Origin of the sequence: Pararhizobium sp. LjRoot235 (assembly GCF_964254145.1) — a bacterium.
GTDB lineage: Bacteria > Pseudomonadota > Alphaproteobacteria > Rhizobiales > Rhizobiaceae > Pararhizobium.
This window is the reverse complement of record NZ_CAXUSP020000001.1, coordinates 1,993,843-2,020,038: the sequence shown is the minus strand read 5'-3', so window position 1 is coordinate 2,020,038 and position 26,196 is coordinate 1,993,843. Positions and strand designations below refer to the sequence as shown.

Genomic DNA, 26,196 nt, shown 5'->3' with positions numbered 1-26,196 from the left:
CACCATTCTCTAAACCGCCGCTGCAATCGCGGCGCGCATGGCCGTCTCATCCATATCGTGCAGGCCGATGACGACGAGGCGGGTGCCACGGGTCTCGCCCGGCGCCCAGGCGCGGTCGAAATACTGGTCGATGCGAGCGCCGACGGCCTGGATCAGGAGGCGCATCGGCTTGCCGGGCACGTCGGCGAAGCCCTTGACGCGCAGGACGTCGTGTTCCGCGATGACGGTCTTCAGTTTTTCGACGAAGCCGGCCGGATTGGCGATCTGACCGAGTTCGACGACGAAGCTGTCGAACTCGTCGTGATCGTGCTCCTCGCCCGCCTCATGCTCCATCTCATGATGGGACTTGCGGTTGGCGATGTCGCTTTCGGTGCCGACGCCGAGACCAAGGAGCACGGCGGCCGGGACCTCGCCGTTCTTCGCCTCGATCATGGTCGGCTTACGGCTGGTGCGGGCGGCAACCTCGTTGCGGACGAAGGCGAGGCCGGTCGAATCGAGCAGATCGGTCTTGTTGAGAACGATGAGGTCGGCGGCTGTGAGTTGGTCTTCGAACAGCTCCTCGATCGGGCTTTCGTGATCGAGATTGTCGTCCTCGACGCGCAGGGCATCGACCTTGTCGTGGTCATCGGCAAACCGGCCGGCGGCAACCGCAGCACTGTCGACGACGGTAATGACGCCATCGACGGTGACTTCGCTGCGGATATCCGGCCAGTTGAAGGCGGCGATCAGCGGCTGCGGCAGCGCAAGACCGGACGTCTCGATGACGATATGATCCGGGCGGTTTTCCCGGTCGAGCAGCTTCGTCATGGTCGGAATAAAATCGTCGGCGACGGTGCAGCAGATGCAGCCATTGGTCAGTTCGATGATGTCGTCCTCGCTGCAAGCTTCGGCGCCGCAGCCCTTCAGCACGTCGCCATCGACACCGAGGTCGCCGAACTCGTTGATGATCAGCGCGATACGCCGGCCGTTGGCATTCTCCAGAATGTTGCGGATCATCGTCGTCTTGCCGGCGCCAAGGAAGCCGGTGATGACGGTTGCCGGGATCTTGCCGTGGGCGGCTTTCGCTGTAGTCATGGATTAACCCTTCATTTTCAGCGGCAATCCGGCCGCGATAAAATAGACTTCCGCGGATTTCTCCGCAATGAACTGGTGCAACCGGCCGGCATGATCGCGAAAGTCGCGCGCCATGCGGTTTTCCGGCACGATGCCGAGCCCGACCTCGTTCGAAACGAACACCAGCCGCGCCCGCGCCTGCGGCAGCCATGCGCCCAGGTTCTGAAATTCCGCCGCCATATTGCGGTCTTCCATCATGAGATTGGTGACCCAGAGGGTCAGGCAATCGATCAGGATGACACGGTCGGGCGCGTCGATCGCTTTTAGACAGGCGGCGAGTTCAAGAGGCTCCTCATGCGTCTGCCAATCCGGCCCCCGCCGGTCGCGATGCTCGTCAATCCTTGCCTGCATCTCGCCGTCCCAGGCCCTTCCGGTCGCGACGTAATGCATGCCGAGACCCGACGCTATCGCGATTTTTTCGGCGAAGGAGGATTTTCCTGAACGGGCGCCGCCAAGGACCAGCACAGGTCCCGCTGTCGTCGATGTCATGGAACGATCCCAGCCTTAATGTTCGCCGGGAAATACGCAGGCGCTGAGGCGAGAAACGCAAGAATGGCCGCTGGGGAAACGGAACGAAAAAGCCATGACAACCTCCGTGCTGGCATCGGGAGCGTCTCTCCCTGGATCGGGCACGATGCCCTTAAGGATGGCAGGTCTCCTGGCTCACGGCGTCACGGACCTTTTCAAGGCCCGAACGGGTCCGCCTCGCCTTCCCGAAGTTTTCGCGCCAGATTGCGTGACCGCAATCGACGGGCATCACGAAGAGGTGGACGATTCGTAGAAATAGAGGCGTCCGGCCCCGGCTGATCATGATGCCACTCCAGTGGCTTCTCCGGTTGGACCGGCCATTCCGCAGGACGCACCGCGCGGCCTGTCCGAATACCGGCTTTCCCGGATGGCGAACCCTGACCGTTCTACAGTCGCGGGGTCGGCTGCGATAAGAATGCCCGGCTTGGGTCCATTCCTTCACATTCCCATTTACTCCCGAACCGGAACGCCGCTCCGGGAACCATCCAATGGCTGATGATTAGGCGCTCGGTTGAACCCTGTCAATTGAAACACCGGCCGCCACGAAAACGTCACGGCATCAGAGAATCGAGCCATCGCGGGTCGAGAACGGCTTCCAGTTCGATTGCGACATCATCGAGCGCCCGATCAACGGACTGACGATAGTTTTCGCCGCCGCCTTCGATGCCGAAACTTTTGAGAAGCGCAGCGCGATAGGCGTCGCTGGTGAAGAGCCCATGCAGATAGGTGCCGCTGACCTGGCCGTCCGCCGAGACGGCACCGTCCGCCCGGCCGTCGATGATCACGGCAGGACGAGCGCAGTCCGATCCGGTCGTCCGGCCCAAATGGATTTCGTAGCCCCCCAGAGCCACATCATAGATGGCCGAACGGGCCTGGCTGTTGCGCACCGTCTTTTCCGGCGCCATTTCTGTTTCGACGGAAAGAAGGCCCAGGCCCTCGATCTCGCCCACATTTCCCTCGATGCCGTGCGGGTCGGTCACGCGGTCGCCGAGCATCTGGTAGCCGCCGCAGATGCCGATGACGCGGCCGCCGCGCCGCACATGCGCCTGAAGGTCACGGTCCCATCCTTGAGCGCGAAAATCGGAGAGATCGGCGATCGTCGCCTTCGAGCCCGGGATGACCACCAAACCGGCATCGGCCGGAATGCGTTCTCCAGCGCGGACGAAGACCAGATCGACCTCCGGTTCAGCGGCCAGTGGGTCGAGATCGTCGAAATTAGCGATGCGCGAGAGCACGGGGACGGCAACCTTCAGCGCCTTGCCGCCACCTCGCGCCAGCCTTTCCAGGACGACGGAATCCTCGGCAGGCAGCCGGCCTGCACTTTTCAGCCACGGCACGACGCCGAAACACGGCCAACCGGTGAAGCCCTGGACAGCTTTGATCCCATCGTCGAAAAGCGAAACGTCGCCTCGGAACTTGTTGATGATATAGCCACTGATCATCCGCCGGTCTTCATCTGACAGGATCGTGTGGGTGCCGACCAGCGATGCAATGACACCACCGCGGTCGATATCGCCGACAAGCACAACGGGAACGTTGGCGCGGGTGGCGAAGCCCATATTGGCGATGTCGCCGGCACGAAGATTGATCTCGGCGGGCGATCCTGCCCCCTCAACGACAACAAGATCACGCCCGGCGCCGACCGTTTCGAAGCTTTCCATGACGGCGGCCATCAGCCTCGGCTTCAGGGCCTGATAGTCCCGTCCTCTCGCTTGCCCTGCCACCTTGCCCTGCACGATGATCTGGCTGCCGGTTTCAGACTGGGGTTTTAGGAGAACCGGGTTCATGTGAACCGAAGATGGTATTCGCGCGGCCATCGACTGCAGCCACTGGGCACGACCGATCTCGCCGCCGTCATCCGAAACGGCAGCATTGTTGGACATGTTCTGCGGCTTGAAGGGGGCAACCTTTACCCCGCGATTGGCCATGAGGCGGCAAAGGCCGGCCACGAGTACCGTTTTTCCGACATCGGAGCCGGTTCCCTGAAGCATGATCGTCTTTGTCATGACGTCTCGTCTAGCATTGCAGCCGCCACAAGCAAAGCCATGTTTTGCCGCATTTTTGCCGCCTTTTCCGCCACCCTTTCACGCCGTATTGCAGAACGCATCAAGCCTTGTACAACTTCACCGCCGGACTATCCGGAAAACGACATCACACGGCGAAAACGATTGTTGCGGCGCGCAAGAACAGGCGTATATGAGCGTCAATCAGATCACGGAGCGCAAGCGCTCTACACCCGAGGTCACTCCCAGATGTTGTTCATCTTCAGCAAGCCCAATTTCGTGCAGATCGCCTGGAATTCCAAGGCACCGGAAAGCCAGTCGCGCATTCGCAATACCGTAATGCCCGCACCGTTCGGCCCGCTCGGTTTCATCCGGACGCGCAGCGTCGGCTGATCCATTCCTCCCGGACGACGACTTAAACCGCGCCGCACCACCGGCGCGGTTTTTCTTTTGCCGGAATGCACGCTCGAAATTTTCCTGGCCCAAAACGCGAAAACCGCACCCGCCCCTCTCGGAACTGTGCGGCCTGCCAATATACGCATGGCTTCTGCGGCCTACACCCGCAGAACGCTCCGGCCCGGGACGCAATACCTGATCCGGCCGGGCGGCAAGTCTCCCTCGCCGCACGGAGACAATTAGCCTGACAGTGTTACCGGATGGTTAGTGAGACCTTAACCAAAGGTGAATTCTGTATTTTTTGAGATTTTTTTCGTGCTCTCAAAAAAACATTTCAGAGGCGCATACGGAACACAATTTGTCTGTGATAAAACGCGCCCTAGGGACGCTTTGTGAAGCAGTGCTAATTTTCCACCAAGGACGGCGGAATTTGCACAAAAATCTTGCCCATCTGGTTAAACTTCAACAGCTTGGGCCTGCGTTCTCGCACGTCAAAAACATTGCCGGGCGATCGCGGAGGTTGATTTCTCCGGAGGAATACTTACGCTGCCCGCAACGGTAAAAAGAGAGATGACTGGAGACTACGGTCTACGGTCAGGCGAGAAACTCGAACACCGTTGCAGCGGGGATAAAAGACTGGCCTTTATCTCAAAAAAGCCCCTGCCTGCTTCGACCTTAACGATTGGGCGCCCAGGACTGCAGTATTCTGGTCCGCCCCAAACATTTTTGGCTGCATCTAAGACTGGGAGGTCTTAAAACATGAAGAAGCTCCTCGCTTCCACCATTCTCGCCGCCGGCCTCTACGCTATGGCCGGATCGGCGCAGGCCGCAGAATGCGGCGAAGTCAGCATCGCAGAAATGAACTGGGCATCGGCCGGCGTTGCCGCGCATGTCGACAAGTTCATCCTTGAAAGCGGCTACGGCTGCACGGTAACGCTCGTCACCGGCGACACCATGCCGACATTTACGTCCATGAACGAGAAGGCCCAGCCCGACATGGCGCCCGAACTGTGGGTCAATGCCGTGCGTACATCTCTCGACGCAGCCATCAAGGAAGGCCGCCTGATCGAAGCCGCACCGCTGCTTAGCGAAGGTGGCGTCGAAGGCTGGTGGATTCCGAAGTTCATCGCCGACGCAAATCCCGACATCAAGACAGTCCAGGACGCCCTGAAGCATCCGGAGCTGTTCCCGGCGCCGGAAGATCCGTCCAAGGGCGCGGTCTTCAACTGCCCGTCGGGTTGGAACTGCCAAGTTTCCACGGCGAACCTCTACAAGGCGCTTGGCGCGGAAAAGCTCGGCTTCGAGTTGGTTGACACGGGTTCGGCTGCAGGCCTTGACGGCTCTATCTCCAACGCCTTCGAAAAGAAAAGCGGCTGGCTTGGCTACTACTGGGCACCCACCGCCATCCTCGGCAAATACGAGATGACGCGCCTGAGCTTCGGCGTCGACCACGACAAGGCCAACTGGGATGCCTGCACCGCGGTTCCGGATTGCCCGGATCCGAAGGTCAATTCCTATCCGCGCTCCGACGTGTTTACGGTCGTGACCAAGGCTTTCTCGGAGAAGGCAGGCGTCGCGATGGATTATGTGAAGACCCGCCAATGGGACAACGGCACCGTCAACAAGGTCCTTGCCTGGATGGATCAAAACCAGGGCACGAACGAAGACGCGGCCAAGTACTTCCTGGAAAACTATCCGGACATGTGGACCAAGTGGGTCGCGCCTGACGTCGCGGAGAAAGTCAAGGCCGCCCTCTAGGCCATGCCGATGGGCAGTGGAGCGTCAAGCTTCGCTGTCTCACTCACGACGCACCTGAATGATCCGCCAACGCAGCAGAGCGGCGACCGGAGGAAAGACGGCCAATATCCGGCGGCGTGAAGATGCCGCTGGTGTTTCACCAAATGCGAATGTGAAAACGAAGATCGTCGCAAACGGCATAGTCGCTTGCGGCGAAACTTGTCATATTCTCAAAATGCCGGGGTCCGCAGAGACCACCCAAGTCCGCGCGCGAGCCTTGAACAGGTTCGATGACGTGGCCGGCACGATAAAACTTCCGGTTAAAAGGGGAACGACATGGCAATATGCAGTTACTTGCCAGATCTGCTTTGTAAATTTCCGGCGATCGACGACACGACAATTCGCATGGCACGCAAGAGCGTGGACGAAGGCTTCAAAGGCCTTGTCCGCAGCTACGGCACCGCCATCGACGTGCTTGTCCAGCCGCTTCAATGGTTTCTAAACTATCTTGAAAGGCTGTTCGTCAGTTCTCCATGGATCGTTATCATCGCCCTGATGGTCGTGATTGTGTATTACGGCAGCCGCAATATGCGCATCACCATCGGCACCGTCGTATCCATGCTCGCGATCGGTTTTGTCGGCCTGTGGAACGATACCATGATCACGCTGGCCATGGTCACGGTCTGTACGCTGATTGCCATCCTCGTCGGCATTCCGATCGGGATCGTCATGGCCCGCTCCGAAAAAGTGCAGTCGATCATCAACCCGATTCTCGACGTCATGCAGACGATGCCGAGCTTCGTCTACCTGATCCCGGTCGTCATGATCTTCGGTATCGGCAAGGTTCCCGGCCTGATCGCCGTCGTCATCTATGCCGTCCCGCCGATGATCCGTCTGACCAACCTCGGCATTCGCCTCGTCGACAAGGAGGTGCTCGAAGCCGCGGACGCCTTCGGCTCGTCGCCCTGGCAGCGGCTGAAGAACGTCCAGATGCCGCTCGCTCTGCCAACCATCATGGCCGGCATCAACCAGACCATCATGATGTCGCTGGCCATGGTCGTGGTCGCATCGATGGTCGGTGTCGGCGGTCTCGGCCGCAACGTGCTGCAGGCGATCAACAATCAGTTCTTCACCGTCGGCTTCTTCAATGGTTTCGCGCTCGTCGCGATTGCCATCATTTTTGACCGCACCAGCCAAGCTTACGGCAAGCGGCTGCAGAAGCACTCGGAGGTAGTCCATGGCTAGTCATGCAATCGAGGTCAAGAACCTCTACAAGATCTTCGGGCCCCGCGGCAGCGCCTTCATCGACCGGGTGAAGGCCGGAATGACCAAGGGCGAACTGAACGAGAAGCACGGCCATGTGCTCGGACTTCAGGACATCAACATCTCCATGCCTGCCGGCTGCGTCATGGTGGTCATGGGCCTGTCCGGCTCCGGTAAGTCGACCCTGATCCGGCATATAAACCGCCTGATCGATCCGACGGCAGGCGAAGTGCTCTATGACGGCGTCGACGTCTGCAAGATGAACGAAAACGACCTGCGCGAATTCCGCCGCCACAAGACGGCGATGGTGTTCCAGAAGTTCGCACTCTTGCCGCACCGCACAGTCATCGAGAACACCATCTACGGGTTGGAAATCCAAGGTGTGCCGGATGCGGAAAGCCGCAAGCGGGCACAGGGCTGGATCGAAAGGGTCGGCCTCAATGGCTTCGAGAACCACTACCCGAACCAGCTTTCCGGCGGCATGCAGCAGCGCGTCGGCCTGGCCCGGGCGCTAACCAACGATGCCGACATCCTGCTGATGGACGAGGCCTATTCAGCGCTCGATCCACTGATCCGCGTCGACATGCAGACCGTCCTGCTCGACCTGCAGAAGGAATTGAAGAAGACAGTCGTTTTCATCACGCACGATCTCGACGAAGCGCTGAGACTCGGCGACAAGATCGCCATCCTGCGCGACGGCAAGGTGATCCAGCAGGGCACGGGCCAGGACATCGTGCTGAAGCCGGCCGACGAATATATCACCGCCTTCGTCAAGGAAGTGAACCGTGGCCGCGTGATCAATGTCGAAACGATCATGAGGCCGCTGTCTGGCATTCCGGAAGGCGTGCCTGTCGTGGTCGGGACCGTGCTCGAAAGTGCTGCGCGGATGATGACCGTCGCCAACCAGAACATCGCGCATGTCGTCGATGCCAACGGCAAAGCGGTCGGATCGATCGACCTCGGCACGATCATTTCCGCCATGGTGACGCCGATCAGCCACGAAAAGGTGCCCCAGGCGGCGGAATGATCACAAACCGCCGTGGAGCACCGCAAAGCGCCTGGAAACGGGCGCTTTTTTTTGTTGGGCCTGCCATTCACCTCGATTTAACCATAAACCGTCATGGTATCAGAAACGCCCATCCGTCGGGCGGTCGCGCCGCGGCGCCTTCCTCAATCCGGCCGATGAGATGCAGGATCATGCTTCGACAGCGTCGCGGGATTTTCACCGCCTTGCCATTCCTCCCATGGGGAGCGCGGGCTTTTTCATGGCCCGGATCACGCGAAAAGTGGCCGCCTTCCTGTCCGGTGCCGGCCTGTTCCTGATCGCCTTCACGCTCATTCCGTTTCAGGGCACCTACGACCTCGACCCCACTAAAGCCAACGAAGGCAATATCGTCAATCAGCTCGGCTACCTCGGCCTCGGCGGCTTGTATCTTTTCGCCATGCTTTTGATCGTCGACAGGCGCGTGTTGAAGCGGATCGTGTCGCCGACATGGGTTGCCGTCTTCGCCATCGCCTTCCTGTCTTGCCTGCAATCCTACGATCCGACGGCATCAGCCCGCGGCCTGATGTTGAGTTTGGTGGCGATGATCCTGGTGGCTGGCGTGCTGGTCCTGCCGCGCAGCGAGAAGGATTTCGTCAATGCCGGCGCAAACGCCATCCTCTTTCTGATCCTCGTCGACTACGCGGCACTCGTCCTCGCACCCGGCATCGCTATTCACACCGCCACCGGTTCTGAACCGTGGCATGCAGGCTTCTGGAAGGGACACTTGATCCATAAGAACGTCACTGCTCCGGTGTTTTCCGTACTGTGCATGTTCGGCATCTACTGCCTACGGGCGGGCGCCACCGTGCGGGGCCTGCTGATCGCCCTTCTTGCCGCCAACTTCGTGCTTCACACCGGCTCGAAGACCACGATCGGGTTCCTGCCGCTGGCAATCATGCTGGTGCTCGGCGGACGTGCGGTCGGCAAGCCAGGCCTGACGGTCTTTGCCCACTTTCTCTTCTCGATTCTGATTTTCTGCCTGACGCTCGGCACCATCTATTCGAACCTGTTCCTGTCGATCACCACTGCGCTGCTCGAAGATCCGACCTTCACCGGACGCGATGACATCTGGAAGTTTGCAAGCGCAAGTATTGCCGATCACCTGTGGGGCGGCCACGGTTACGCAAGTTTCTGGCTGTCGCCGATCATTCGCGGCCTGGAAGCAAATTTCGAGGCGAATTGGGACGTGCGCGGCATCGTCTCAGGCCACAACAGCTATCTCGATGCTGTTCTCACCTTCGGCTTGCCGGGCGGGCTGTCGATGATCGTCCTGCTTTTCGCCAAGCCGCTCTACGACTATATGCGCGCGACCCGACAGGCAGCGAGCCGTCATTTCGCGGACTTCTGCATCATGGTCATCATCTTCATGACCTATAACGGCATGATGGAAAGTTTCCTGCTCAACCGCGCCGATCCGATGTGGCTCATGACGGCATTGGCCGTTTTCGGCTTGGGAATTGCGGCGCGAATGGGCGTGCGGATGCCGCACTGATCAAAGCGAGCCCATTGCAATCACATAAAGATATCTTTATATGCTTGTACCACACGATTAAATCAGGAATCCACCATGACCGCGCAAGCCAATCCGCTTTCCGACCTTCTCAACGCCAAGGGCGTGCTGCTCGCCGATGGCGCGACCGGCACTTCGCTGTTTGCGATGGGTCTCGAGGCTGGCGAAGCACCGGAACTGTGGAATGAGGCCAAGCCTGAAAACATCACCAAGCTGCATCAGGACTTCGTCGATGCCGGCGCCGATATCATCCTGACCAATTCGTTTGGCGGCACGCGCCACCGGCTCAAGCTGCACCAGGCACAGGACCGCGTCCACGACCTCAACAAACGGGCTGCGGAAATCGCTCGCGCTGTTGCCGACAAGGCGCCACGCAAGGTGATCACCGCCGGCTCCGTCGGCCCGACCGGGGAATTGCTGGTACCGCTCGGTGCCATGACTTACGACGATGCCGTCGCGGCCTTCGTCGAGCAGATCGAAGGCCTGAAGGCCGGCGGCGCGGAAGTCGCCTGGATCGAGACGATGTCCTCACCCGACGAAATTCGCGCGGCGGCAGAAGCTGCTGTCAAGGTTGGGCTTCCCTATGTCTACACCGGATCGTTCGATACAGCAGGCAAGACGATGATGGGCCTCCATCCGAAGGATATTCACGGCGTTGCCAGGGATATCGGCGATGGCCCGGTCGCCACCGGTGCCAATTGCGGCGTCGGCGCCTCGGACATCCTGTCCTCGCTGCTGGACATGACGGAGGCCAACCCGGCTGCAGCGATCATCGTCAAGGGCAATTGCGGCATCCCGGAATTCCGCGGGTCGGAAATCTACTATTCCGGCACACCGCCGCTGATGGCCGACTATGCGCGCCTTGCCCGCGACGCCGGCGCCCGGATCATCGGCGGCTGCTGCGGGACTTCCTGCGAACATCTGGCGGCGATGCGCGTGGCGCTCGACACCTATATACCGGGCGAGCGGCCGACGGTCGAAACCATCATCGAACGCATCGGCCCGATGCGCAACAAAACCGCCAATGAAGTGCCTTCGGCGCCAGTGCGCGAACGCGGCCGCCGCCGGGGATAAGCGCCAAAACGAAATGCGATGGAAGGGCTTGGGACCGGACGGTTCCCGAGCCCTTTTGCATATCAGCCCAACCCGCAACACAACAGTTGCATCCCGCGATCCCGTCGAATCCAGTTTTGCCCCAGCCTGATCCGCTAGACGCTGGTCCCATCACAAGACGAATATGACGAGAGACGACCAGATGCAGGCAGCAGCAACTTTTCCGGACCGCGATTCCGTTGCAGAAAAATTCGCAGCCCTCGGCGAGAGCGACCAATCCTACCTGAAGCTCCTGATGGAAAATGCCGCACAGGATGAAAATCTGATCGAGGGACTGTACCGGCACTTAAGCCTTGCCGCGGAAGCACGTCTGCTGAATTCGCTCAAGCTCGAAAAACTGGGCGAATGGCTGGGTGCGAACGCCCCTGCCCGGCTGCAGATCCGCCTAATGGAAACGGCGCGCTCCAGTCAGCACGCCGCTTACCAGGCTTTCAGGGCCGGGCTGGTCAGGTCGGGTGGCCTTGAAAGAGCCTACCCGAAAGCCTGACCTTTCGCTGCCTCATTCGCCGCCAAGGCTCTTTGCCAGGCGAACCAGATTGAGGAACTCGGCGCGGTAACCGTAGGTGTCTTCACCTTTGGCCCCCGCGGCCAGATCAAGGATCGAACCGTAGGGATAGGCGGATATGGCGTCCGTTCCCCGTAGCTTCTGGCCGAAGGCCGCGACCGCGACCGAGAATCGGACGTCCTGCCCGGCCTGCTGCAGTGACGGCACGGCATTTTTTTCAGTGACCGGCGTGGTGATCAGGTTGCTTGTGTCGCTGTCCGGCTTCTTGTAGCGGATTTTCAGGAAGGCCAGTTCGCCGGATTTCTCCGCCGGTTCGGCTTGCTGCGCCGCCGGCGAAGCACCATAGCGCAGGTCGTCGTTCAAGACCGCAGGGCTGCCCTTCGGCGTGATCTCGTAGATCGCGGTCACGCGGTGGCCGGAGCCGATATCGCCGGCATCCACCTTGTCGTTGTTGAAGTCATCGCGCTTCAGGGCGCGGGTCTCGTAGCCGATCAGCCGGTATTCGGCGATCTCACGCGGATTGAACTCGACCTGGAACTTCACGTCCTTGGCGATCGGGAAGAGCGAAGACCCCGCCTCCTCCACCAGTGACTTCTGCGCTTCGGCCAACGTATCGACATAGCTTGCCGTGCCATTGCCGTTCTGCGCCAGCGTCTGCATCAACGCGTCATTGTAGTTACCGCGACCGAAGCCGAGGACGGAAAGGAAGATGCCGCTCTTGCGCTTCTGTTCGATCGCCGCTTTCAGTTCCGCGTCGCTGGAGGGCCCGACATTGAAATCGCCGTCGGTCGCCAGCATGATCCGGTTGACGCCGCCCTTGATAAAGGCCCGCTCTGCCAGATCGTAGGCCGCCTCCAGCCCCTGCGCACCCGCAGTCGAACCGCCCGGCTGGAGCGTGTCGATCGCCGCAAGGATTTTTGCCTTGTCCTTGATGGCGGTCGGCTCGAGCACCGTGCCGGCATTGCCGGCATAGGTGACGATCGCGACCGTATCCTCCGGCTTCAGCTTGTCGACCAGAAGGCGGAAGGCACTTTTCAGGAGCGGCAGCTTGTAGGGCTCGTCCATGGAGCCGGAAACATCGATCAGGAACACCAGGTTCGCGCGCGGCGCCGTTGCCGGAGCGACATCATAGCCTTTGATCCCCACATGCATCAGCCGCGTATTGGCATTCCACGGCGTTGGCACAACGGTGACGGTCGCCTTGAATGGCTCGGCTTCGCTTTCCGGACCCGGCCAGTCATAGGGGAAATAATTGATCATCTCCTCTACGCGCACGCTGTCAGGGTCCGGAATCTCTCCGGCCATCAGCGCCTTGCGCACGAAGGAATAGGAGGCGGTATCGACGTCCGCGGAGAAGGTCGAAACCGGATCGGTCGCGACGCTCTTGACGGGATTGGTATCGCCCGACGTAAAGCGATCGCGATTTTCTTCCTGAGGAAGCACGATGTCACTTGGGACGATGGACGGTGCGGGCATGGTGCGCATGGCAGAGCCGCCAGCCAACATTTCAATCCCACCCGCCGGAGATGGAGCAGCATGCCGTTTGCCCGCAATTCCATAAGCGTCGTCAGCCACAATGCCGGTTTCTCTTTTCGCGACGATTTCCGCCTGAGTTTCTGCCACCGCGCTTGAGGCTTCCGGCGTCAACTGTTTGTCCGCTGCGACATCCGTCGCGGGCTTCACGGCAATAGCGCCCTTCGTCTCTGAATCCTTCAATGCATCTTTGCCGACCACGTCGATCTGCTGCTCGCCCGTCTCCACCGGTAACCCGTTGCGCGTCAGTTCTAGCGTAAGAAAAGCAGCAGCAGGCACGACGAGCAATGTGGCAAGCGCCGAACCTGCGAGAAATTTCCTGTTCATGACGGGGCTCCATAGCCTGTTGAATATGGAGCTTTGACGCCGATGCTCGGCGGTTCCTTGGGTGATAATCGAATTATTTTCCGCCGCGTCGAACGCCTGCATCGCACGCGACAGCGCCCGGCCCCGCGCTTCGGAAGACGGCGCCGGCGGCGTCATGTGGCCAAGATTCTTCAGTTCATCGTTCATCATACCATCTCCCTGCCGAGCAGGATCTTCAGGCGTTTACGAGCCTCATGCACGTGCCATGATACCGTCGCCTCGGAGCATCCCATCACATCGGCCGCGGCGGAATGGCTGAGCCCCTCGCCATAGACGAGGAGGACCGCGTCACCCTGTTTGTCGGGCAATTGCCGCACCGCCTCCCAGAGCGCCTCGACCTGATCGTGATTGTCATAGGCTGCAGTGCTGGTCGGATCGGCGAAAAAACCCGCCGCATTGCGCCGCTCTCGCGCCTGGCGGCGCTGATGGTCGCGCGCCGTGTTCAGCGTCAGCGCATAGAGCCAGGTTCGAAACCGGCTGGCCCCACGGAAGGTCCGGATCGTATTAGCGAGCTTCACGCAAACCGTCTGCGTGATATCCTCGGCATCGCTGACATTGCCGGACCAGCGCCAGGCAACGGAATGCACAAAATCATAGTGTCTTTCGACGAGCAGGCCGAAGGCATTCCGATCGCCTCTCTGCGCCTTTTCGATCAGCTCTTCGTCCAAGTCATCGGCCCGGATTTGTTGCAACTGCTATTGAGACGTTCCGCGTGGCCCGATCCTTTGGGGCGACGCGCAAATTATTTTTGCGCGCCGGGCTCTTTTTTTGTCACGGCGATGATCGGCCCCATCGGATAGGTATTGTCGTAGCGGTTCAGAGTGGGCGCGAACAAGCTGGAGATCGATCCGTCAAGAAAAAGCGCGTTGGCGCAATCAAGCTCATCGCGAAACAGCGTCGCGAAATCATGAAAGCGCACCGGTTCCAGCGAAACGGCGAAAACCGCCTTTCCGTCACGGGCGACCCCGACGCCGTTGCGGATCTGCAGGCTGTCGCTTTGCGGCAGGAAGGCGGGATGCAGCGCCCCCTCAATGACGAGCATCGGGCCGGATTGCGTCGCAAAATCCGGTTTTACCCCCGCCGCGACATAAGCCTCGGTTTCCATCACGCCTGACCGGTCATCCTGCAGGAAAAAAACGCCGTTCGGCTTCAGATAGAAATTGCCCCAGCTTTTGCCGCGATCGATCGGCTTGCGCTCGACGCCATCAGTGACCAGCAATCCGACGGAGCTGAGATCCGATTCGTACATGCCGCCGTTCATCGCAAATTCGAGATATTCGCCCTCCTGTCTCAGGTCGCGGGAGAGGTTTTCGAAACCGGCATAGGGCAGACCGTCACGGCCGCGATGGAAAATGCGGATTTCGCTCGCGGCAGGGGAAAAGCTGCAAACCGCGTACGCCTGGGTCAAATGCATCACCTTACGGCAGGCGGCCGCATCGTCAGCGAACGAAGCATAAGCAGTCATGGCCAGTCCGATACGCAAATTGCGGAACATCTAAATCCCTTTTCACGCAGCATGCGAGTCTGCCCGGCGACAAAAACTGACGGTGGAAATGCTACACACTCAGGGCGGCCATATGAAAGCACAGCTGTTCCGGCCGATAGCGGTATTGCATCCCGACCGGGCAGGCATTGCGGGCGAGACATCCGCTTGCCATGCACCCGGCCTGCCCGTCCGCTGTTCCCAGATGTGCGCGACAGGGCGAAATCTGAAATCCGGAAGCCAGCACGGCAGCCACGGGACAGACCGACAGACAGGGCTTGCCGGAACAAGTGTCGCAGGGATGCGCATGGGGCGCTGGCGGCATGGCAGGAAGAACGCGGCCAAAGCCGAGCGCACCGCGGTAACCGTGCCACAGGCCGTATTCCGGATGAATGAGGATGCCGAGAGGCGACGGCCGTAGATCCTCGGCGCGCATCGCCCATTGCTGGAAGGGCTGCCACGGCGGATCGGACGGGAAATACGCAGTTGCGCCAACGTCTCGCGCGACCGGCTCGATCACGGCTTTCGACCAGGTATCGAGCGGGTTCTGCGCGTCCTTGTTCGCAGGCACGTCGCGCCAGCGTTCGAACGCCGGCCAGATGGAACTGCCGATATTCCCGAGCAGGACGATACTTGCAGCCGCCTGTCCGTCGTTGAGGACTGGCGCCTTGTCTCCCTCGGCGAAATTGACGACCCCGCGCAAAAAAAATCCGTGCGGTTCAAGGACCGCACGGAGTTTCTTCAAAACATCATCCGATGATTTCAGCGGGCCGCTCATTTTGGCTTGGGCCCCCGCCTGTCGTAGTGCGGACGCCAGACCTCCTTCTGGATGAGGTCAGCGACCTGCGCCGCGCCGCCTTGCTCCCTGGCGTTCTCGGGCTCGCTTCAGGTGAAGGCGTCCGGCATGGAGTCCTTCTTGCGAGCGATATAGTCCTTGAGCGCGTCGTCGATCGCCGGATCGAGATACGGTGCCTCGTAATGTTCCAGCCAGTTGCGGGCCAACGCATTGGCGCGCTGTTCGATCCGCTTCTCGCCCTCGATTTCCCACTGCTCGAAGGAATTGTTATCGGCCAGCGCCGAGCGATAGAAGGCCGTCTGGAAGTTGGCCTGCGTATGCGCGCAGCCGAGATAGTGGCTACCGGGGCCGACTTCGCGGATGGCGTCGAGCGCCTGCGCGTTTTCGGAGAGATCGACACCTTCGGCCATCTTCTGCATCATGCCGAGTTGGTCCTGATCGATCATGAACTTCTCGTAGGACGACACCAGACCGCCTTCGAGCCAGCCGGCGGCATGCAGCGAGAAGTTGGTGCCGGCAAGCAGCGTCATGTTGAGCGTATTGGCCGATTCGTGCGCCGCCTGCGCATCCGGAACCTTGGAGCCGCAGAGCGAACCGCCGGTACGGAACGGCAGACCCAGGCGTCGCGCAAGCTGGGCCGCACCATAGGAGACCAGCGACGGCTCCGGCGTACCGAAGGTCGGCGCACCGGACTGCATCGAAATTGAGGCTGCGAACGTGCCGAACAGTACCGGCGCACCCTTGCGGATCAGCTGCGTGAACGAGGCGCCGGCCAGCACTTCCGCCAGAATCTGCGTCAGCGTACCCGCGACCGTCACCGGGCTCATCGCGCCGGAGAGGATGAAGGGAGAGATGACGCAGGCCTGGTTGTGGCGCGCGTAGACCTTCAAGGCGCCGACCATGGTTTCGTCGAATACCATCGGCGAGTTGGCGTTGATCAGGTTCAGCGTGACGCAATTGTTCTCGACGAAATCATCGCCGAAAACGAGCTTGGCCATCGCGATCGTGTCCTCGGCGCGCTCAGGCGCGGTTACCGAGCCCATGAACGGCTTGTCGGAATATTTGATATGGCTGTAGACCATGTCGAGATGGCGCTTATTGACCGGAATATCGACCGGTTCGCAGACCGTGCCACCCGAGGAATGCATGGACGGCGCCATATAGGCGAGCTTCACGAAATTGCGGAAGTCTTCGATCGTCGCATAGCGCCGGACGCCTTCGAGATCGCGCACGAAGGGAGGGCCGTAGACCGGCGCGAATACGGTGGCCTTGCCACCGATCTGCACGCTGCGCTCAGGATTGCGTGCGTGCCAGGTGAAGACCGGCGGCGCGGACTTAAGGAGTTCGCGGCACAGGCCCTTCGGGAAATGCACCCGCTCACCCTTGACGTCGGCGCCGGCTTCCTTCCACAGCGCCAAGGCTTCGGCGTCTTCACGGAATTCGATGCCGATTTCCTCGAGCACCGTGTCGGCATTGCGCTCGATCAGTTGCAGGCCTTCCTCATCAAGGACCTCGTATTCGCGGATCTTGCGGGTGATATAGGGAAGCGACGGACCCGCGCCACCGCCGGTGCGCGAGGCGCGCCTTGCCGCGGCACCCCGGCCCTCGCCGCGCGTCCGGCGGCCGCCACCACTTTCTTCCGTGTGTTCCGTTACTTCGGTCATTTGATATCCTCTTCCCGCGCCTATCCTGCGCACTTGTCGAACCTATGCTACCAAGCCTCGGCACCGGAACGGTTCTCTATGCGCCAACAAGTGGCGCAACTCGGACACGGGCCTTAACAGAGCTCCCCGCCCGAAGACAGGGCGTGCCGCATTTTCGCCTATCCTCATGAACAAAAGAGTCAATATCTGGCAGAATCGCTGCCGAGCTGTCATATAAAACCTTGTTTTTGTTAGGTACAGATGGCGGCGAGGACCGATCATCCGAGTGCCGTCGTTTTTCATCGCTTGCGACGTCGCATTCGAAAAGAGCTTTTGGAACCAACAAAGCTAAGTATAGTGCGTCCGTCCGGGAGGTTGAGCCGGGCAGCGCCAGGAACCGAGGAAACCTATCATGGCAGACGACGAAATCATTCTCGAGGATCTCTCCGACGACGAACTCGTGCAGCAGATGCATGACGACCTCTATGACGGGTTGAAGGAAGAGATCGAGGATGGCACCAACATCCTTCTGAAGCGCGGCTGGGCGCCCTACGACATCCTGACCCAGGCTCTCGTCGAAGGCATGCGCATCGTCGGCATCGACTTCCGCGACGGCATTCTGTTCGTTCCCGAAGTTCTCCTATCCGCCAACGCGATGAAGGCCGGTATGTTCATTCTCCGCCCGCTGCTTGCCGCCACCGGCGCACCGAAGCAAGGCAAGGTCGTCATCGGCACCGTCAAGGGCGACATCCACGACATCGGCAAGAACCTCGTCGGCATGATGATGGAAGGCGCCGGTTTCGACGTCGTCGACCTCGGCATCAACAACCCCGTCGAAAACTACCTCGACGCCATCGAGCGCGAAAAGCCGGACATTCTCGGCATGTCGGCGCTTCTGACGACAACCATGCCCTATATGAAGGTGGTGATCGACACGATGAAGGAAAAGGGCATGCGAGACGACTATGTCGTTCTGGTCGGTGGTGCGCCGCTCAACGAGGAATTCGGCAAGGCCGTCGGCGCCGACGCCTATTGCCGCGATGCCGCGGTCGCGGTCGAAACCGCCAAGGACTTCATGAAGCGCAAGCACAACCAGCTGTCCGGCGCGTGATCACAATTTGACCATGTGAAACCGGCCGCGCTGATGAAAAGCGCGGCCGGTTTCTTATATCTTAGCTCAAGGAGCCAAGGTTTTAATTAGCGGCTCGTTCGACCTTACGGCCCGCATCCTGCGTCGCATTGACCGCATTTGCCGTGTCGGCGCCCATGCCGCGGATCGTGTTGCCGCAGGAGGCGAGTGTGGTCATGGAAAACAGGACGATACCGATGGTGGCGATTGTCTTTGCTGTCATGGCTTGGGTTCCTTGAACTGAACAGGTGGGCGAGATGGCAGAATCCTTTTCGGCAATGCAACGCGCGAAAGCGGAAAAAGTTCACGTCATCGGTTGTGGCGCAATTGCCCGCGAAATCCTAGCGGTATGCGAAGCAAACGGGCTCGACCACATCGACCTCATATGCTTGCCGGCGATCTGGCACAACACTCCGGAAAAAATCACGCCCGGCATCAAGGCCGCTATCCACAAGGCGCGCGCCGAAGGGTTTGGCCGCATCTTCATCGCCTATGCCGATTGCGGCACCGGCGGACTGCTGGACAGGCTCTGCGAAGAGGAAAACGTCGAGCGCATTGCCGGACCGCACTGTTTTTCCTTCTTCGCCGGTAACGCAGCCTTCGAATCTCGTTGGGACGACGATTTCACCTCTTTTTTCCTCACGGATTTCCTCGCCCGCCAGTTCGAAGCCTTCGTCATCGAGCCCCTTGGGTTGGACCGCCACCCGGAGCTGCGCGACATGTATTTCGGGCACTACAAGAAACTCGTCTACCTGTCGCAGGTCGAAGATGAAAAGCTGCAGCAGAAAGCAAGAGCGGCCGCAGAGACGCTCGGCCTCGCCTATGAATACCGCTTTACCGGTTATGGCGACCTGACGCCGGCGCTGCTTCACGCCTGACGTTTCTCGGCGCGGAAACCATCTGTTAGCCCTGCGCTGAATTTTGCGGCGATGATCGTATTTGATTTAAGTGCATCGTAACGGCTGCCCGCCACACTCCCCGAACAAACACAACAAAAGGGGACGGGGATGACGGACACTTTGGCGACGGTGGCACTGCCTCGAAATGCGGCGCAAAGCCATTCGCAACATCTTTCCCAGCTTCTGCGCAACCTGTCGCTCACCGCCGGACCGAGGATCACGCTGCGTGATCTCGCGGTTGCCATGGAAGACCGGTCCTTCGGTGCCTTTCTCGTCGTTTTCGCCCTGCCCAATCTCATCCCGCTGCCGCCTGGTGCGACCTTCATTCTTGGCCTGCCGCTGATCTTCGTCGCCTGGCAGATGCTGGCATCGCGGCACACCCGCATCTGGCTTCCGAAGCGGATGGGCGACTACGCTTTCGAAAACGCGACCTTCTTCGTCTTCGTCAACCGCGTTTCTCCCTGGCTTCAGCGCGCCGAGACGTTGATCAAGCCGCGCGGCTGGTTTCTCGGCGGCAGGCTGGCCGAGCGGGTGATCGGCCTGCTGGCCTTGATCCTCGCTGTCGTGATCTTCCTGCCCATTCCCTTCGGCAACTGGCTTCCCGCCTTCGCGCTGGCCGTCATCGGCTTCGCCCACATGGAGCGGGATGGCCTCGGGCTCGTTGCCGGCGCCCTGATCGGCGTCGCGTCGCTGGTGGTGGCCGGCGCCGTCGTCGCCGCTGCCGGCGCGGTTCTGACGTTCATCGTCTGACAATTGCGACGATGGAAACGGTACCAGACAAAACGATTGCGATCGTGACGGCGGGTGGACGAAACCCGCAGGTCCTGATCAATGCGCTCAACGCCCGCTTTGCCAATGTCACGGTTCTCATCGAACAGCCCGAATCAAAGGCACTGTTCCTGAAGCGCCGCGCCCGCAAACTTGGCTGGGTGACCGCTGCTGGCCAGTTCGCGACGATGGTGGTGTCGAAATTTGGAAAACGGTTTACCGAGCAACGCGCCGAAGACATCGTGCGCGATTTTGGCGCCAGCGACGCGGTCGATCCAACGGTCCCGGTCGCCGAGATCGAATCGATCAACAGCACGGCGGCGATCGACCACATCCGGCGAATCGGTCCCGCTGTCGTTTTCCTCGTCAGCTGCCGCATGCTCTCGGCTTCGACGCTGGCGGCCATGCCCTGCCCCGTTATCAATTTCCATGCCGGCATCAACCCGCAATATCGCGGCCTGATGGGTGGATACTGGGCGCTAGTCGAGAACGACGAGGAGAATTTCGGTGCGACCGTGCATCTGGTTGATACAGGCGTCGATACCGGCGACATTCTCTATCAGTCGCGCGTGAAGCCGTCGAAAAGCGACACGTTGCACACCTACCCGCTGCTGCAGACTGCAGCCTCCACGGATATCGTGATCCGTGCGATCGAAGACGCCCTCTCCGGCACGCTCAAGCCCTTGCCCGCAAACGGCACTTCCCGCCAATGGTACCATCCGCCGGTCTGGACATGGCTCTGGAATGGGTTCACGCGCGGCATCTGGTAGTTATATCTTCGGCAGGAGCACGGGGTCGCTTTTAAGCATGACGCGCGTCGTGCCAAGGTGAGCCATGAGGCGCAGAGATGCGCATTGTCGGCCAAGAGGAGATTTCGGGCATATGGCAGATCGCATTATCGTTTACTGGCGTGACATTCCCGCACAGGTCATCATCAAGCAGGGACGCAAGAGCGCCAAACGCGAACTCACCCTGCGCTTTACCGAAGCGATCGACATGTGCGCCATGCGCACCGGTGCTGCCGACAGCGGCGATTATCTCGCCGAATGGCGCAAGGCCGATCCGGTCCCGGTCTCCGACGATCTGGAAGCGGAAGCCGACAAGGCGGCCGCAGAGCTCGAAGCAGCCTACGACAAGGAGCGTCTCGTCGCTCTCGTCAAATCCGGTGGTAAAGACAATGGCTGATCCAAAACCCGGCAATGCCGCTCCCGCCAAGAAGGCCGCGACCGGCGCTTATACCCCCTCCGGCGTCTCGCCCAATCGTCGCGCTCGCCGCAGCTACACGATCCGCCTCTGGGCGGTGCGCCATTCGCGTTTCCTCGAATGGTTCTACAGCCGTTTCGCCGACATGTTCCTGCTTCTCCACCCTCTGTGGAAGGCGCTCGGCTATGACCGGGTAGAAACCCCGATCACCTTCGTCGAGCGCAACGTCAAGGGCCTGCTCTTCGACTGTCGCATGTGCGGCCAGTGCGTTTTGTCGTCGACCGGCATGTCCTGCCCGATGAACTGCCCGAAACAGTTGCGCAACGGCCCCTGCGGCGGCGTCCGCGCCAATGGCAACTGCGAAGTGGAGCCGGACATGCCCTGTGTCTGGGTGAAGGCCTGGGAAGGCTCGCGCAACATGGTGAGGGGCGACGCGATCATGAACGTGCAGAAACCCGTCAACCAGTCGCTCAGGGAAACCTCCTCCTGGCTGCGTGTCACCGCCCAGGCCGCCGAAGCGCGTGAAGCAGCCGCGGCTGCCGCCGCAAGCAAGGACGCATGACGCATGGCCCATATCGATGAAAACCCGCTCGGCCGCCACCTGCCGCTCGATCCCCTGCCCGGCCACTCCTCGCGCGGGCGCCTGGAGCGTGTTCTGCGCCGCGGCGAATTCGCCGTCACGGCCGAACTGAACCCGCCCGACAGCGCCAATCCGGAAGACGTCTACGAACGCGCCGCGATCTTCGAAGGCTGGGTCGACGGCATCAACGCGGTCGATGCCTCCGGTGCCAACTGCCATATGTCGTCGGTCGGCATCTGCGCGCTTCTGACCCGCATGGGCTATGCACCGATCATGCAGATCGCCTGCCGCGACAAGAACCGCATCGCCATCCAAGGCGACGTTCTCGGCGCAGCCGCCATGGGCGTCACCAACATCATGTGCCTGACAGGCGACGGCGTGCAGGCCGGCGACCAGCCGGGCGCGAAACCCGTTTTTGACCTCGACTGCATGTCGCTGCTCGAAACCGTACGCGTCATGCGCGACAATGGCAAATTCCTTTCCGGCCGCAAGCTGACAACCCCGCCGCAGGTTTTCCTCGGCGCGGCAATCAATCCGTTCGCACCGCCATATGATTTCCGTCCTTACCGTCTTGGCAAGAAGATCGAGGCCGGCGCCCAGTTCGTCCAGAGCCAATACTGCTTCGACGTGCCGATGTTCCGCGACTACATGAACAAGGTGCGCGACCTCGGCTTCGATGAGAAATGCTTCATCCTCGTCGGCGTCGGCCCGCTTGCCTCGGCAAAGACCGCCAACTGGATCCGCAACAACGTGCCGGGCATCCATATTCCCGACGCCGTGATCAAGCGGCTGGAAGGCGCGCAGGACCAGAAGAAGGAAGGCAAGCAGCTCTGCATCGACATCATCAACGAGGTGAAGGAGATCAAGGGCGTCTCCGGAGTGCATGTGATGGCCTACCGGCAGGAGGAATATGTCGCCGAGATCGTCCATGAGTCGGGCGTGCTGAAGGGCCGCACGCCGTGGAAGCGCGAGGAAAATCCGGGTGACAGCATGGTCGCCCAGCGGTTGGAGCAACTGAAGGACGGCAAGACGGAAAATCAGGAAGAGATGGCCGACATCGCCGCACATCATCCGCATTGACAATGCCAGTGAACAACCCAAGGCGTCGCGACATCCGCGCCTATCGCAATCCATTCCGGCGCTGTACTAGAGGACGCGCCTACCGACCCAGAGGACCAGTATGACCCGCACCATCGTTGCCTCCGCCACCCGCGAAATCATCATCGGCTTCGACCAGCCATTCTGCGTCATCGGCGAACGCATCAACCCCACCGGTCGCAAGAAGCTCGCCGCCGAGATGATCGTCGGCAATTTCGAGACCGTCATCAGGGACGCGCTGGAACAGGTGGCCGCGGGCGCCACGATGCTCGACGTCAATGCCGGCGTCACCTCCGTCAATCCGAACGAGACCGAACCGGGCTTGCTCGTCAAGACGCTGGAAATCGTGCAGGGGCTCGTCGACGTGCCGCTGTCGATCGACAGCTCCGTCACCGCCGCAATTGAAGCCGGCCTGCGTGTCGCCAAGGGCCGGCCACTGGTCAACTCCGTCACCGGCGAAGAGGAAAAGCTCGAAGCCATCCTGCCGCTCGTCAAGAAATACGATGTTCCGGTCGTTGCGATCTCGAACGACGAGACCGGTATTTCCATGGATCCGGACGTTCGCTTCGCAGTTGCGAAGAAAATTGTCGAACGGGCCATGGACTATGGTATCAAGCCGCACGACATCGTAGTCGATCCTCTCGTCATGCCGATCGGCGCTCTCGGCGATGCCGGTCGCCAAGTCTTCGCGCTGCTGCACCGCCTGCGCAACGAATTGAAGGTCAACACCACCTGCGGCCTGTCGAATATCTCGTTCGGCCTGCCGCATCGCCATGGCATCAATGCCGGCTTCATCCCCATGGTTATCGGTGCGGGCATGACGTCGGCGATCATGAACCCGTGCCGTCCGCAGGAGATGGAAGCCGTTCGCGCGGCCAACGTCCTGAACGGCACCGATCCGAACTGCGGCAACTGGATCATGACCTATCGTGATCACAAGCCGGCTGAAGGTGGCGCTGTTGCCGCCGCAGCATCCCCGGCAGGTGCCGGCGGCGGCCGCCGTGGCGGACGCGCCGGGCGCGCCGGCGGAAACGCAAGGGCGGAATGACCGTCCGGAAAGAGACAAGCCCGTGAATGCCGACCTCATCGAAGAATTCGCCGTCCTGTGGTTCCTGGCACCCCTCGTAATGTCCAGCCGCGTGCAGGATTTTGCTTTCTCCGGCGCGTTCGGCGGTTCGAGCGAGATGGGGCGAATGGTGACCGAGAAACTGGCGGCCGCTATGGAAAGCGTCTCTGCTGTGAATGTGGCGCTCGTCAAGGAAGGCATCGATGCGGCTGCGGGCTTTGCGATGGGAACCAGCGCCGGCCTGGCCGGCGCTTCCGACCGCGTTGCAGTGGCGGCGATGAAACCATATGGCGAGCGGGTCCGCGCCAACGTGCTGCGCTTGAGCAAATAGGAATGATTTGACCGTGTCGGCCCAGGAAAACAAAAGCGATCCCCTCGTCCTGTTCATGCCCTCCGGCAAACGCGGCCGTTTTCCCGTCGGCACGCCGATCCTCGATGCGGCGCGTTCTCTCGGGGTCTACGTCGAAAGCGTCTGCGGCGGTCGTGCCACCTGCGGGCGCTGTCAGGTGTCGGTTCAGGAAGGCAGTTTCGCAAAGCACAAGATCGTCTCCTCGCTCGAAAACATTTCCGTCAAGGGGCCAAAGGAAGAGCGCTACGAGAGCATTCGCGGCCTGCCGGATGGTCGCCGCCTCTCCTGCTCCTCGCAGGTCCTCGGCGATCTCGTCATCGACGTGCCGCAGGACACGGTCATCAATGCGCAGGTGGTGCGCAAGGCTGCGACCGACCGGGTGATTGAGCGCAATGCCGCGGTCCAGCTCTGCTATGTCGAGGTGGACGAGCCCGACATGCACAAGCCGCTCGGCGATCTCGATCGCCTGAAAGTCATGCTGGAAAGAGACTGGGGCTGGAAGGACCTGTTGATCGCACCACATTTGATTCCGCAGGTTCAAGGGGTTCTTCGCAAGGGCAATTGGGGCGTCACCGCTGCGATCCATCGCGACATGGATTCCTCGCGCCCCTTCATCGTCGGCCTCTGGCCCGGCCTGAAGAACGAGGCCTACGGCATTGCCTGCGATATAGGCTCGACGACGATTGCCATGCATCTGGTCTCGCTGCTCTCCGGCCGCATCGTCGCCTCGTCCGGCACGTCTAACCCGCAGATTCGCTTCGGCGAAGACCTGATGAGCCGCGTCTCCTATGTGATGATGAACCCGGATGGGCGCGAGGCGATGACCAAGGCGGTGCGCGGCGCCGTCAATTCGCTGATCGGCAAAGTCTGCGAGGAGGGTGAAGTCGACCGCCACGACGTTCTCGACATGGTCTTTGTCGGCAACCCGATTATGCACCATCTGTTCCTCGGCATCGATCCGACGGAACTCGGTCAGGCGCCGTTCGCGCTCGCCGTGTCAGGCGCGCTGCAATATTGGGCGCATGAGATCGACATCGACGTCAACCGCGGCGCCCGTCTCTATATGCTGCCCTGCATCGCAGGCCATGTCGGCGCCGACGCAGCCGGTGCCACGCTTGCCGAAGGGCCTTATCGCCAGGAGCGGATGATGCTTTTGGTCGATGTCGGCACCAATGCCGAAATCGTGCTGGGCAACAAAGACCGCGTCGTTGCTGCCTCCTCGCCCACCGGTCCGGCCTTCGAGGGCGCTGAGATTTCCTCAGGCCAGCGCGCGGCACCGGGAGCGATCGAGCGCGTGCGCATCGATCCGCAAACGCTGGAGCCGAAATTCCGCGTTATCGGCGTCGACAAATGGTCCGACGAGGAGGGTTTTGCGGAAGCGGCCGCCTCAGTCGGCGTCACCGGCATTTGCGGTTCGGCAATCATCGAGGTCGTTGCGGAGATGTATCTCTCGGGGATCATTTCGGAGGACGGCGTGGTCGATGGCGCGATGGCGGAAAAAAGCCCGCGCATCATCCAGAACGGCCGCACGTTCTCCTATCTGCTCCATGAGGGCGACCAGCGCATCACGGTGACGCAGAACGACGTGCGCGCCATCCAGCTTGCCAAGGCAGCGCTCTACGCCGGCATCAAGCTTTTGATGGAAAAGCTTGAAATCGACCATGTCGACACGATCCGCTTTGCCGGCGCCTTCGGCTCCTTCATCGATCCCAAATATGCAATGGTTCTCGGCCTCATTCCCGACTGCGATCTTTCCGAGGTCAAGCCCGTCGGCAACGCGGCCGGCACTGGTGCACTGATGGCGCTGCTCAACCGCGATCATCGCCGCGAGATCGAGGAAACCATCAAGAAAATCGAGAAGATAGAGACGGCGCTTGAATCGAAATTTCAGGAGCATTTCGTCTACGCGATGGCGCTACCGAACAAGGTCGATTCCTTCCCGAAACTGGCTCAGGTGGTCACACTGCCGGAGCGCAAGATGCTTGCCGACGATGGCGGCGGTGACGGTGGCAGACGCCGGCGCCGCAGCCGCGAATAACGCGGGACCAGGTTCACGACTGGAACCAAATG

General features: G+C 60.7%; 26 protein-coding genes and 1 riboswitch. Of the genes, 16 read left to right on the top strand and 10 right to left on the bottom strand.

The genetic code is table 11. The features are described from left to right. Window positions 1–9: 9 nt before the first annotated feature. From cobW to ACSQ2Z_RS09595, 4 genes are all read right to left on the bottom strand, one after another. Window positions 10–1,074, bottom strand: coding sequence for a cobalamin biosynthesis protein CobW (gene cobW / locus ACSQ2Z_RS09610; RefSeq protein ID WP_436080990.1), 1,065 nt, complete (start codon window positions 1,072–1,074; stop codon window positions 10–12). A gap of 3 nt (window positions 1,075–1,077) precedes the next feature. Next, a complete protein-coding gene (cobU, locus tag ACSQ2Z_RS09605; protein WP_436080989.1) occupies window positions 1,078–1,602 on the bottom strand; it encodes a bifunctional adenosylcobinamide kinase/adenosylcobinamide-phosphate guanylyltransferase in 525 nt (174 codons plus the stop codon). Between the two features lie 142 nt (window positions 1,603–1,744). After that, window positions 1,745–2,142, bottom strand: a riboswitch (cobalamin riboswitch). Window positions 2,143–2,192: 50 nt separating this feature from the next. Continuing rightward, entirely contained in the window at window positions 2,193–3,647 is a 1,455-nt protein-coding gene (locus ACSQ2Z_RS09600) for a cobyric acid synthase (protein WP_436080988.1), read from the bottom strand. Window positions 3,648–3,883: 236 nt separating this feature from the next. Beyond that, window positions 3,884–4,108, bottom strand: a complete 225-nt coding sequence (locus ACSQ2Z_RS09595) for a hypothetical protein (RefSeq protein ID WP_436083146.1) — start codon at window positions 4,106–4,108, stop codon at window positions 3,884–3,886. A 691-nt stretch (window positions 4,109–4,799) separates the two neighbouring features. Between ACSQ2Z_RS09595 and ACSQ2Z_RS09590 the strand changes: the two genes are divergently transcribed. From ACSQ2Z_RS09590 to ACSQ2Z_RS09565, 6 genes are all read left to right on the top strand, one after another. Further along, on the top strand, window positions 4,800–5,798 hold the full coding sequence (locus ACSQ2Z_RS09590) for an ABC transporter substrate-binding protein (RefSeq protein ID WP_436080987.1): 999 nt from the start codon (window positions 4,800–4,802) through the stop codon (window positions 5,796–5,798). 315 nt (window positions 5,799–6,113) lie between these two features. Further along, entirely contained in the window at window positions 6,114–7,022 is a 909-nt protein-coding gene (locus tag ACSQ2Z_RS09585) for an ABC transporter permease (RefSeq protein ID WP_436080986.1), read from the top strand. Further along, the gene (locus ACSQ2Z_RS09580) at window positions 7,015–8,067 is read left to right on the top strand and encodes a quaternary amine ABC transporter ATP-binding protein (protein WP_436080985.1); all 1,053 of its coding nucleotides are present in this window, start codon (window positions 7,015–7,017) and stop codon (window positions 8,065–8,067) included. Before ACSQ2Z_RS09585 ends, ACSQ2Z_RS09580 begins: the two co-directional genes overlap by 8 nt. A 238-nt stretch (window positions 8,068–8,305) precedes the next feature. Next, a complete protein-coding gene (locus ACSQ2Z_RS09575; protein ID WP_436080984.1) occupies window positions 8,306–9,577 on the top strand; it encodes an O-antigen ligase family protein in 1,272 nt (423 codons plus the stop codon). A 75-nt stretch (window positions 9,578–9,652) separates the two neighbouring features. After that, window positions 9,653–10,669 carry a betaine--homocysteine S-methyltransferase gene (gene bmt, locus ACSQ2Z_RS09570; RefSeq protein ID WP_436080983.1) on the top strand — a complete coding sequence of 339 codons (1,017 nt, stop codon included), beginning with the start codon at window positions 9,653–9,655 and terminating at the stop codon, window positions 10,667–10,669. Between the two features lie 181 nt (window positions 10,670–10,850). Continuing rightward, window positions 10,851–11,195: a hypothetical protein gene (locus ACSQ2Z_RS09565; protein ID WP_436083038.1), complete on the top strand. Its 345-nt coding sequence runs from the start codon at window positions 10,851–10,853 to the stop codon at window positions 11,193–11,195. Window positions 11,196–11,207: 12 nt separating this feature from the next. Here ACSQ2Z_RS09565 and ACSQ2Z_RS09560 read toward each other — a convergent pair whose 3' ends face one another. From ACSQ2Z_RS09560 to ACSQ2Z_RS09540, 5 genes are all read right to left on the bottom strand, one after another. After that, window positions 11,208–13,262, bottom strand: coding sequence for a vWA domain-containing protein (locus tag ACSQ2Z_RS09560; protein WP_436080982.1), 2,055 nt, complete (start codon window positions 13,260–13,262; stop codon window positions 11,208–11,210). After that, a complete protein-coding gene (locus tag ACSQ2Z_RS09555) occupies window positions 13,259–13,780 on the bottom strand; it encodes an RNA polymerase sigma factor (protein WP_436080981.1) in 522 nt (173 codons plus the stop codon). Before ACSQ2Z_RS09555 ends, ACSQ2Z_RS09560 begins: the two co-directional genes overlap by 4 nt. 74 nt (window positions 13,781–13,854) lie before the next feature. Then, window positions 13,855–14,607, bottom strand: a complete 753-nt coding sequence (locus ACSQ2Z_RS09550) for a phosphodiester glycosidase family protein (RefSeq protein WP_436080980.1) — start codon at window positions 14,605–14,607, stop codon at window positions 13,855–13,857. Window positions 14,608–14,668: 61 nt separating this feature from the next. After that, window positions 14,669–15,373 carry a ferredoxin gene (locus ACSQ2Z_RS09545; RefSeq protein WP_436080979.1) on the bottom strand — a complete coding sequence of 235 codons (705 nt, stop codon included), beginning with the start codon at window positions 15,371–15,373 and terminating at the stop codon, window positions 14,669–14,671. A 107-nt stretch (window positions 15,374–15,480) separates the two neighbouring features. Then, window positions 15,481–17,055, bottom strand: a complete 1,575-nt coding sequence (locus ACSQ2Z_RS09540; RefSeq protein ID WP_436080978.1) for a trimethylamine methyltransferase family protein — start codon at window positions 17,053–17,055, stop codon at window positions 15,481–15,483. Between the two features lie 391 nt (window positions 17,056–17,446). On the opposite strand from ACSQ2Z_RS09540, the gene ACSQ2Z_RS09535 reads away from it, so the two are divergent. Next, window positions 17,447–18,145, top strand: a complete 699-nt coding sequence (locus ACSQ2Z_RS09535; protein WP_113003972.1) for a cobalamin B12-binding domain-containing protein — start codon at window positions 17,447–17,449, stop codon at window positions 18,143–18,145. An 82-nt stretch (window positions 18,146–18,227) separates the two neighbouring features. Here the strand turns inward: ACSQ2Z_RS09535 and ACSQ2Z_RS09530 are convergent, their stop codons facing one another. Further along, the gene (locus tag ACSQ2Z_RS09530; RefSeq protein ID WP_436083037.1) at window positions 18,228–18,341 is read right to left on the bottom strand and encodes an entericidin; all 114 of its coding nucleotides are present in this window, start codon (window positions 18,339–18,341) and stop codon (window positions 18,228–18,230) included. Window positions 18,342–18,420: 79 nt separating this feature from the next. Here ACSQ2Z_RS09530 and ACSQ2Z_RS09525 point away from each other — a divergent pair, with 79 nt between their 5' ends. The 9 genes from ACSQ2Z_RS09525 (at window position 18,421) to ACSQ2Z_RS09485 (ending at window position 26,164) form a co-directional block, all read left to right on the top strand. After that, a complete protein-coding gene (locus ACSQ2Z_RS09525) occupies window positions 18,421–19,041 on the top strand; it encodes a DUF1638 domain-containing protein (RefSeq protein WP_436080977.1) in 621 nt (206 codons plus the stop codon). 129 nt (window positions 19,042–19,170) lie between these two features. Further along, on the top strand, window positions 19,171–19,812 hold the full coding sequence (locus ACSQ2Z_RS09520; RefSeq protein WP_436080976.1) for an exopolysaccharide biosynthesis protein: 642 nt from the start codon (window positions 19,171–19,173) through the stop codon (window positions 19,810–19,812). Window positions 19,813–19,823: 11 nt separating this feature from the next. Then, on the top strand, window positions 19,824–20,600 hold the full coding sequence (locus ACSQ2Z_RS09515) for a formyl transferase (protein ID WP_436080975.1): 777 nt from the start codon (window positions 19,824–19,826) through the stop codon (window positions 20,598–20,600). Window positions 20,601–20,712: 112 nt separating this feature from the next. Next, window positions 20,713–21,015, top strand: a complete 303-nt coding sequence (locus ACSQ2Z_RS09510) for a virulence factor (protein ID WP_112846295.1) — start codon at window positions 20,713–20,715, stop codon at window positions 21,013–21,015. Continuing rightward, window positions 21,008–21,595 carry a methylenetetrahydrofolate reductase C-terminal domain-containing protein gene (locus ACSQ2Z_RS09505; protein WP_436080974.1) on the top strand — a complete coding sequence of 196 codons (588 nt, stop codon included), beginning with the start codon at window positions 21,008–21,010 and terminating at the stop codon, window positions 21,593–21,595. Before ACSQ2Z_RS09510 ends, ACSQ2Z_RS09505 begins: the two co-directional genes overlap by 8 nt. A gap of 3 nt (window positions 21,596–21,598) precedes the next feature. Beyond that, window positions 21,599–22,693: a methylenetetrahydrofolate reductase gene (locus ACSQ2Z_RS09500; RefSeq protein ID WP_436080973.1), complete on the top strand. Its 1,095-nt coding sequence runs from the start codon at window positions 21,599–21,601 to the stop codon at window positions 22,691–22,693. A 100-nt stretch (window positions 22,694–22,793) separates the two neighbouring features. Beyond that, window positions 22,794–23,759 (top strand): methyltetrahydrofolate cobalamin methyltransferase, encoded by a 966-nt coding sequence (locus ACSQ2Z_RS09495; protein ID WP_436080972.1) that lies wholly within the window; start codon window positions 22,794–22,796, stop codon window positions 23,757–23,759. 22 nt (window positions 23,760–23,781) lie between these two features. Next, window positions 23,782–24,108, top strand: coding sequence for a hypothetical protein (locus ACSQ2Z_RS09490; RefSeq protein WP_436080971.1), 327 nt, complete (start codon window positions 23,782–23,784; stop codon window positions 24,106–24,108). A gap of 55 nt (window positions 24,109–24,163) precedes the next feature. Continuing rightward, the gene (locus tag ACSQ2Z_RS09485) at window positions 24,164–26,164 is read left to right on the top strand and encodes an ASKHA domain-containing protein (protein WP_436083036.1); all 2,001 of its coding nucleotides are present in this window, start codon (window positions 24,164–24,166) and stop codon (window positions 26,162–26,164) included. Window positions 26,165–26,196 lie beyond the last annotated feature (32 nt).

Coding starts and splice junctions, on each gene's coding strand:
- ACSQ2Z_RS09585 (WP_436080986.1), top strand. CDS start 6,114: ATGGCAATATGCAGTTACTTGCCAGATCTGCTTTGTAAATTTCCGGCG.
- ACSQ2Z_RS09515 (WP_436080975.1), top strand. CDS start 19,824: ATGGAAACGGTACCAGACAAAACGATTGCGATCGTGACGGCGGGTGGA.
- cobW (WP_436080990.1), bottom strand. CDS start 1,074: ATGACTACAGCGAAAGCCGCCCACGGCAAGATCCCGGCAACCGTCATC.
- cobU (WP_436080989.1), bottom strand. CDS start 1,602: ATGACATCGACGACAGCGGGACCTGTGCTGGTCCTTGGCGGCGCCCGT.
- ACSQ2Z_RS09540 (WP_436080978.1), bottom strand. CDS start 17,055: ATGACCGAAGTAACGGAACACACGGAAGAAAGTGGTGGCGGCCGCCGG.
- ACSQ2Z_RS09530 (WP_436083037.1), bottom strand. CDS start 18,341: ATGACCACACTCGCCTCCTGCGGCAACACGATCCGCGGCATGGGCGCC.
- ACSQ2Z_RS09560 (WP_436080982.1), bottom strand. CDS start 13,262: ATGATGAACGATGAACTGAAGAATCTTGGCCACATGACGCCGCCGGCG.
- ACSQ2Z_RS09545 (WP_436080979.1), bottom strand. CDS start 15,373: ATGAGCGGCCCGCTGAAATCATCGGATGATGTTTTGAAGAAACTCCGT.
- ACSQ2Z_RS09520 (WP_436080976.1), top strand. CDS start 19,171: ATGACGGACACTTTGGCGACGGTGGCACTGCCTCGAAATGCGGCGCAA.
- ACSQ2Z_RS09505 (WP_436080974.1), top strand. CDS start 21,008: ATGGCTGATCCAAAACCCGGCAATGCCGCTCCCGCCAAGAAGGCCGCG.
- ACSQ2Z_RS09510 (WP_112846295.1), top strand. CDS start 20,713: ATGGCAGATCGCATTATCGTTTACTGGCGTGACATTCCCGCACAGGTC.
- ACSQ2Z_RS09500 (WP_436080973.1), top strand. CDS start 21,599: ATGGCCCATATCGATGAAAACCCGCTCGGCCGCCACCTGCCGCTCGAT.
- ACSQ2Z_RS09565 (WP_436083038.1), top strand. CDS start 10,851: ATGCAGGCAGCAGCAACTTTTCCGGACCGCGATTCCGTTGCAGAAAAA.
- ACSQ2Z_RS09485 (WP_436083036.1), top strand. CDS start 24,164: ATGCCCTCCGGCAAACGCGGCCGTTTTCCCGTCGGCACGCCGATCCTC.
- ACSQ2Z_RS09580 (WP_436080985.1), top strand. CDS start 7,015: ATGGCTAGTCATGCAATCGAGGTCAAGAACCTCTACAAGATCTTCGGG.
- ACSQ2Z_RS09600 (WP_436080988.1), bottom strand. CDS start 3,647: ATGACAAAGACGATCATGCTTCAGGGAACCGGCTCCGATGTCGGAAAA.
- ACSQ2Z_RS09575 (WP_436080984.1), top strand. CDS start 8,306: ATGGCCCGGATCACGCGAAAAGTGGCCGCCTTCCTGTCCGGTGCCGGC.
- ACSQ2Z_RS09495 (WP_436080972.1), top strand. CDS start 22,794: ATGACCCGCACCATCGTTGCCTCCGCCACCCGCGAAATCATCATCGGC.
- bmt (WP_436080983.1), top strand. CDS start 9,653: ATGACCGCGCAAGCCAATCCGCTTTCCGACCTTCTCAACGCCAAGGGC.
- ACSQ2Z_RS09550 (WP_436080980.1), bottom strand. CDS start 14,607: ATGTTCCGCAATTTGCGTATCGGACTGGCCATGACTGCTTATGCTTCG.
- ACSQ2Z_RS09590 (WP_436080987.1), top strand. CDS start 4,800: ATGAAGAAGCTCCTCGCTTCCACCATTCTCGCCGCCGGCCTCTACGCT.
- ACSQ2Z_RS09535 (WP_113003972.1), top strand. CDS start 17,447: ATGGCAGACGACGAAATCATTCTCGAGGATCTCTCCGACGACGAACTC.
- ACSQ2Z_RS09525 (WP_436080977.1), top strand. CDS start 18,421: ATGGCAGAATCCTTTTCGGCAATGCAACGCGCGAAAGCGGAAAAAGTT.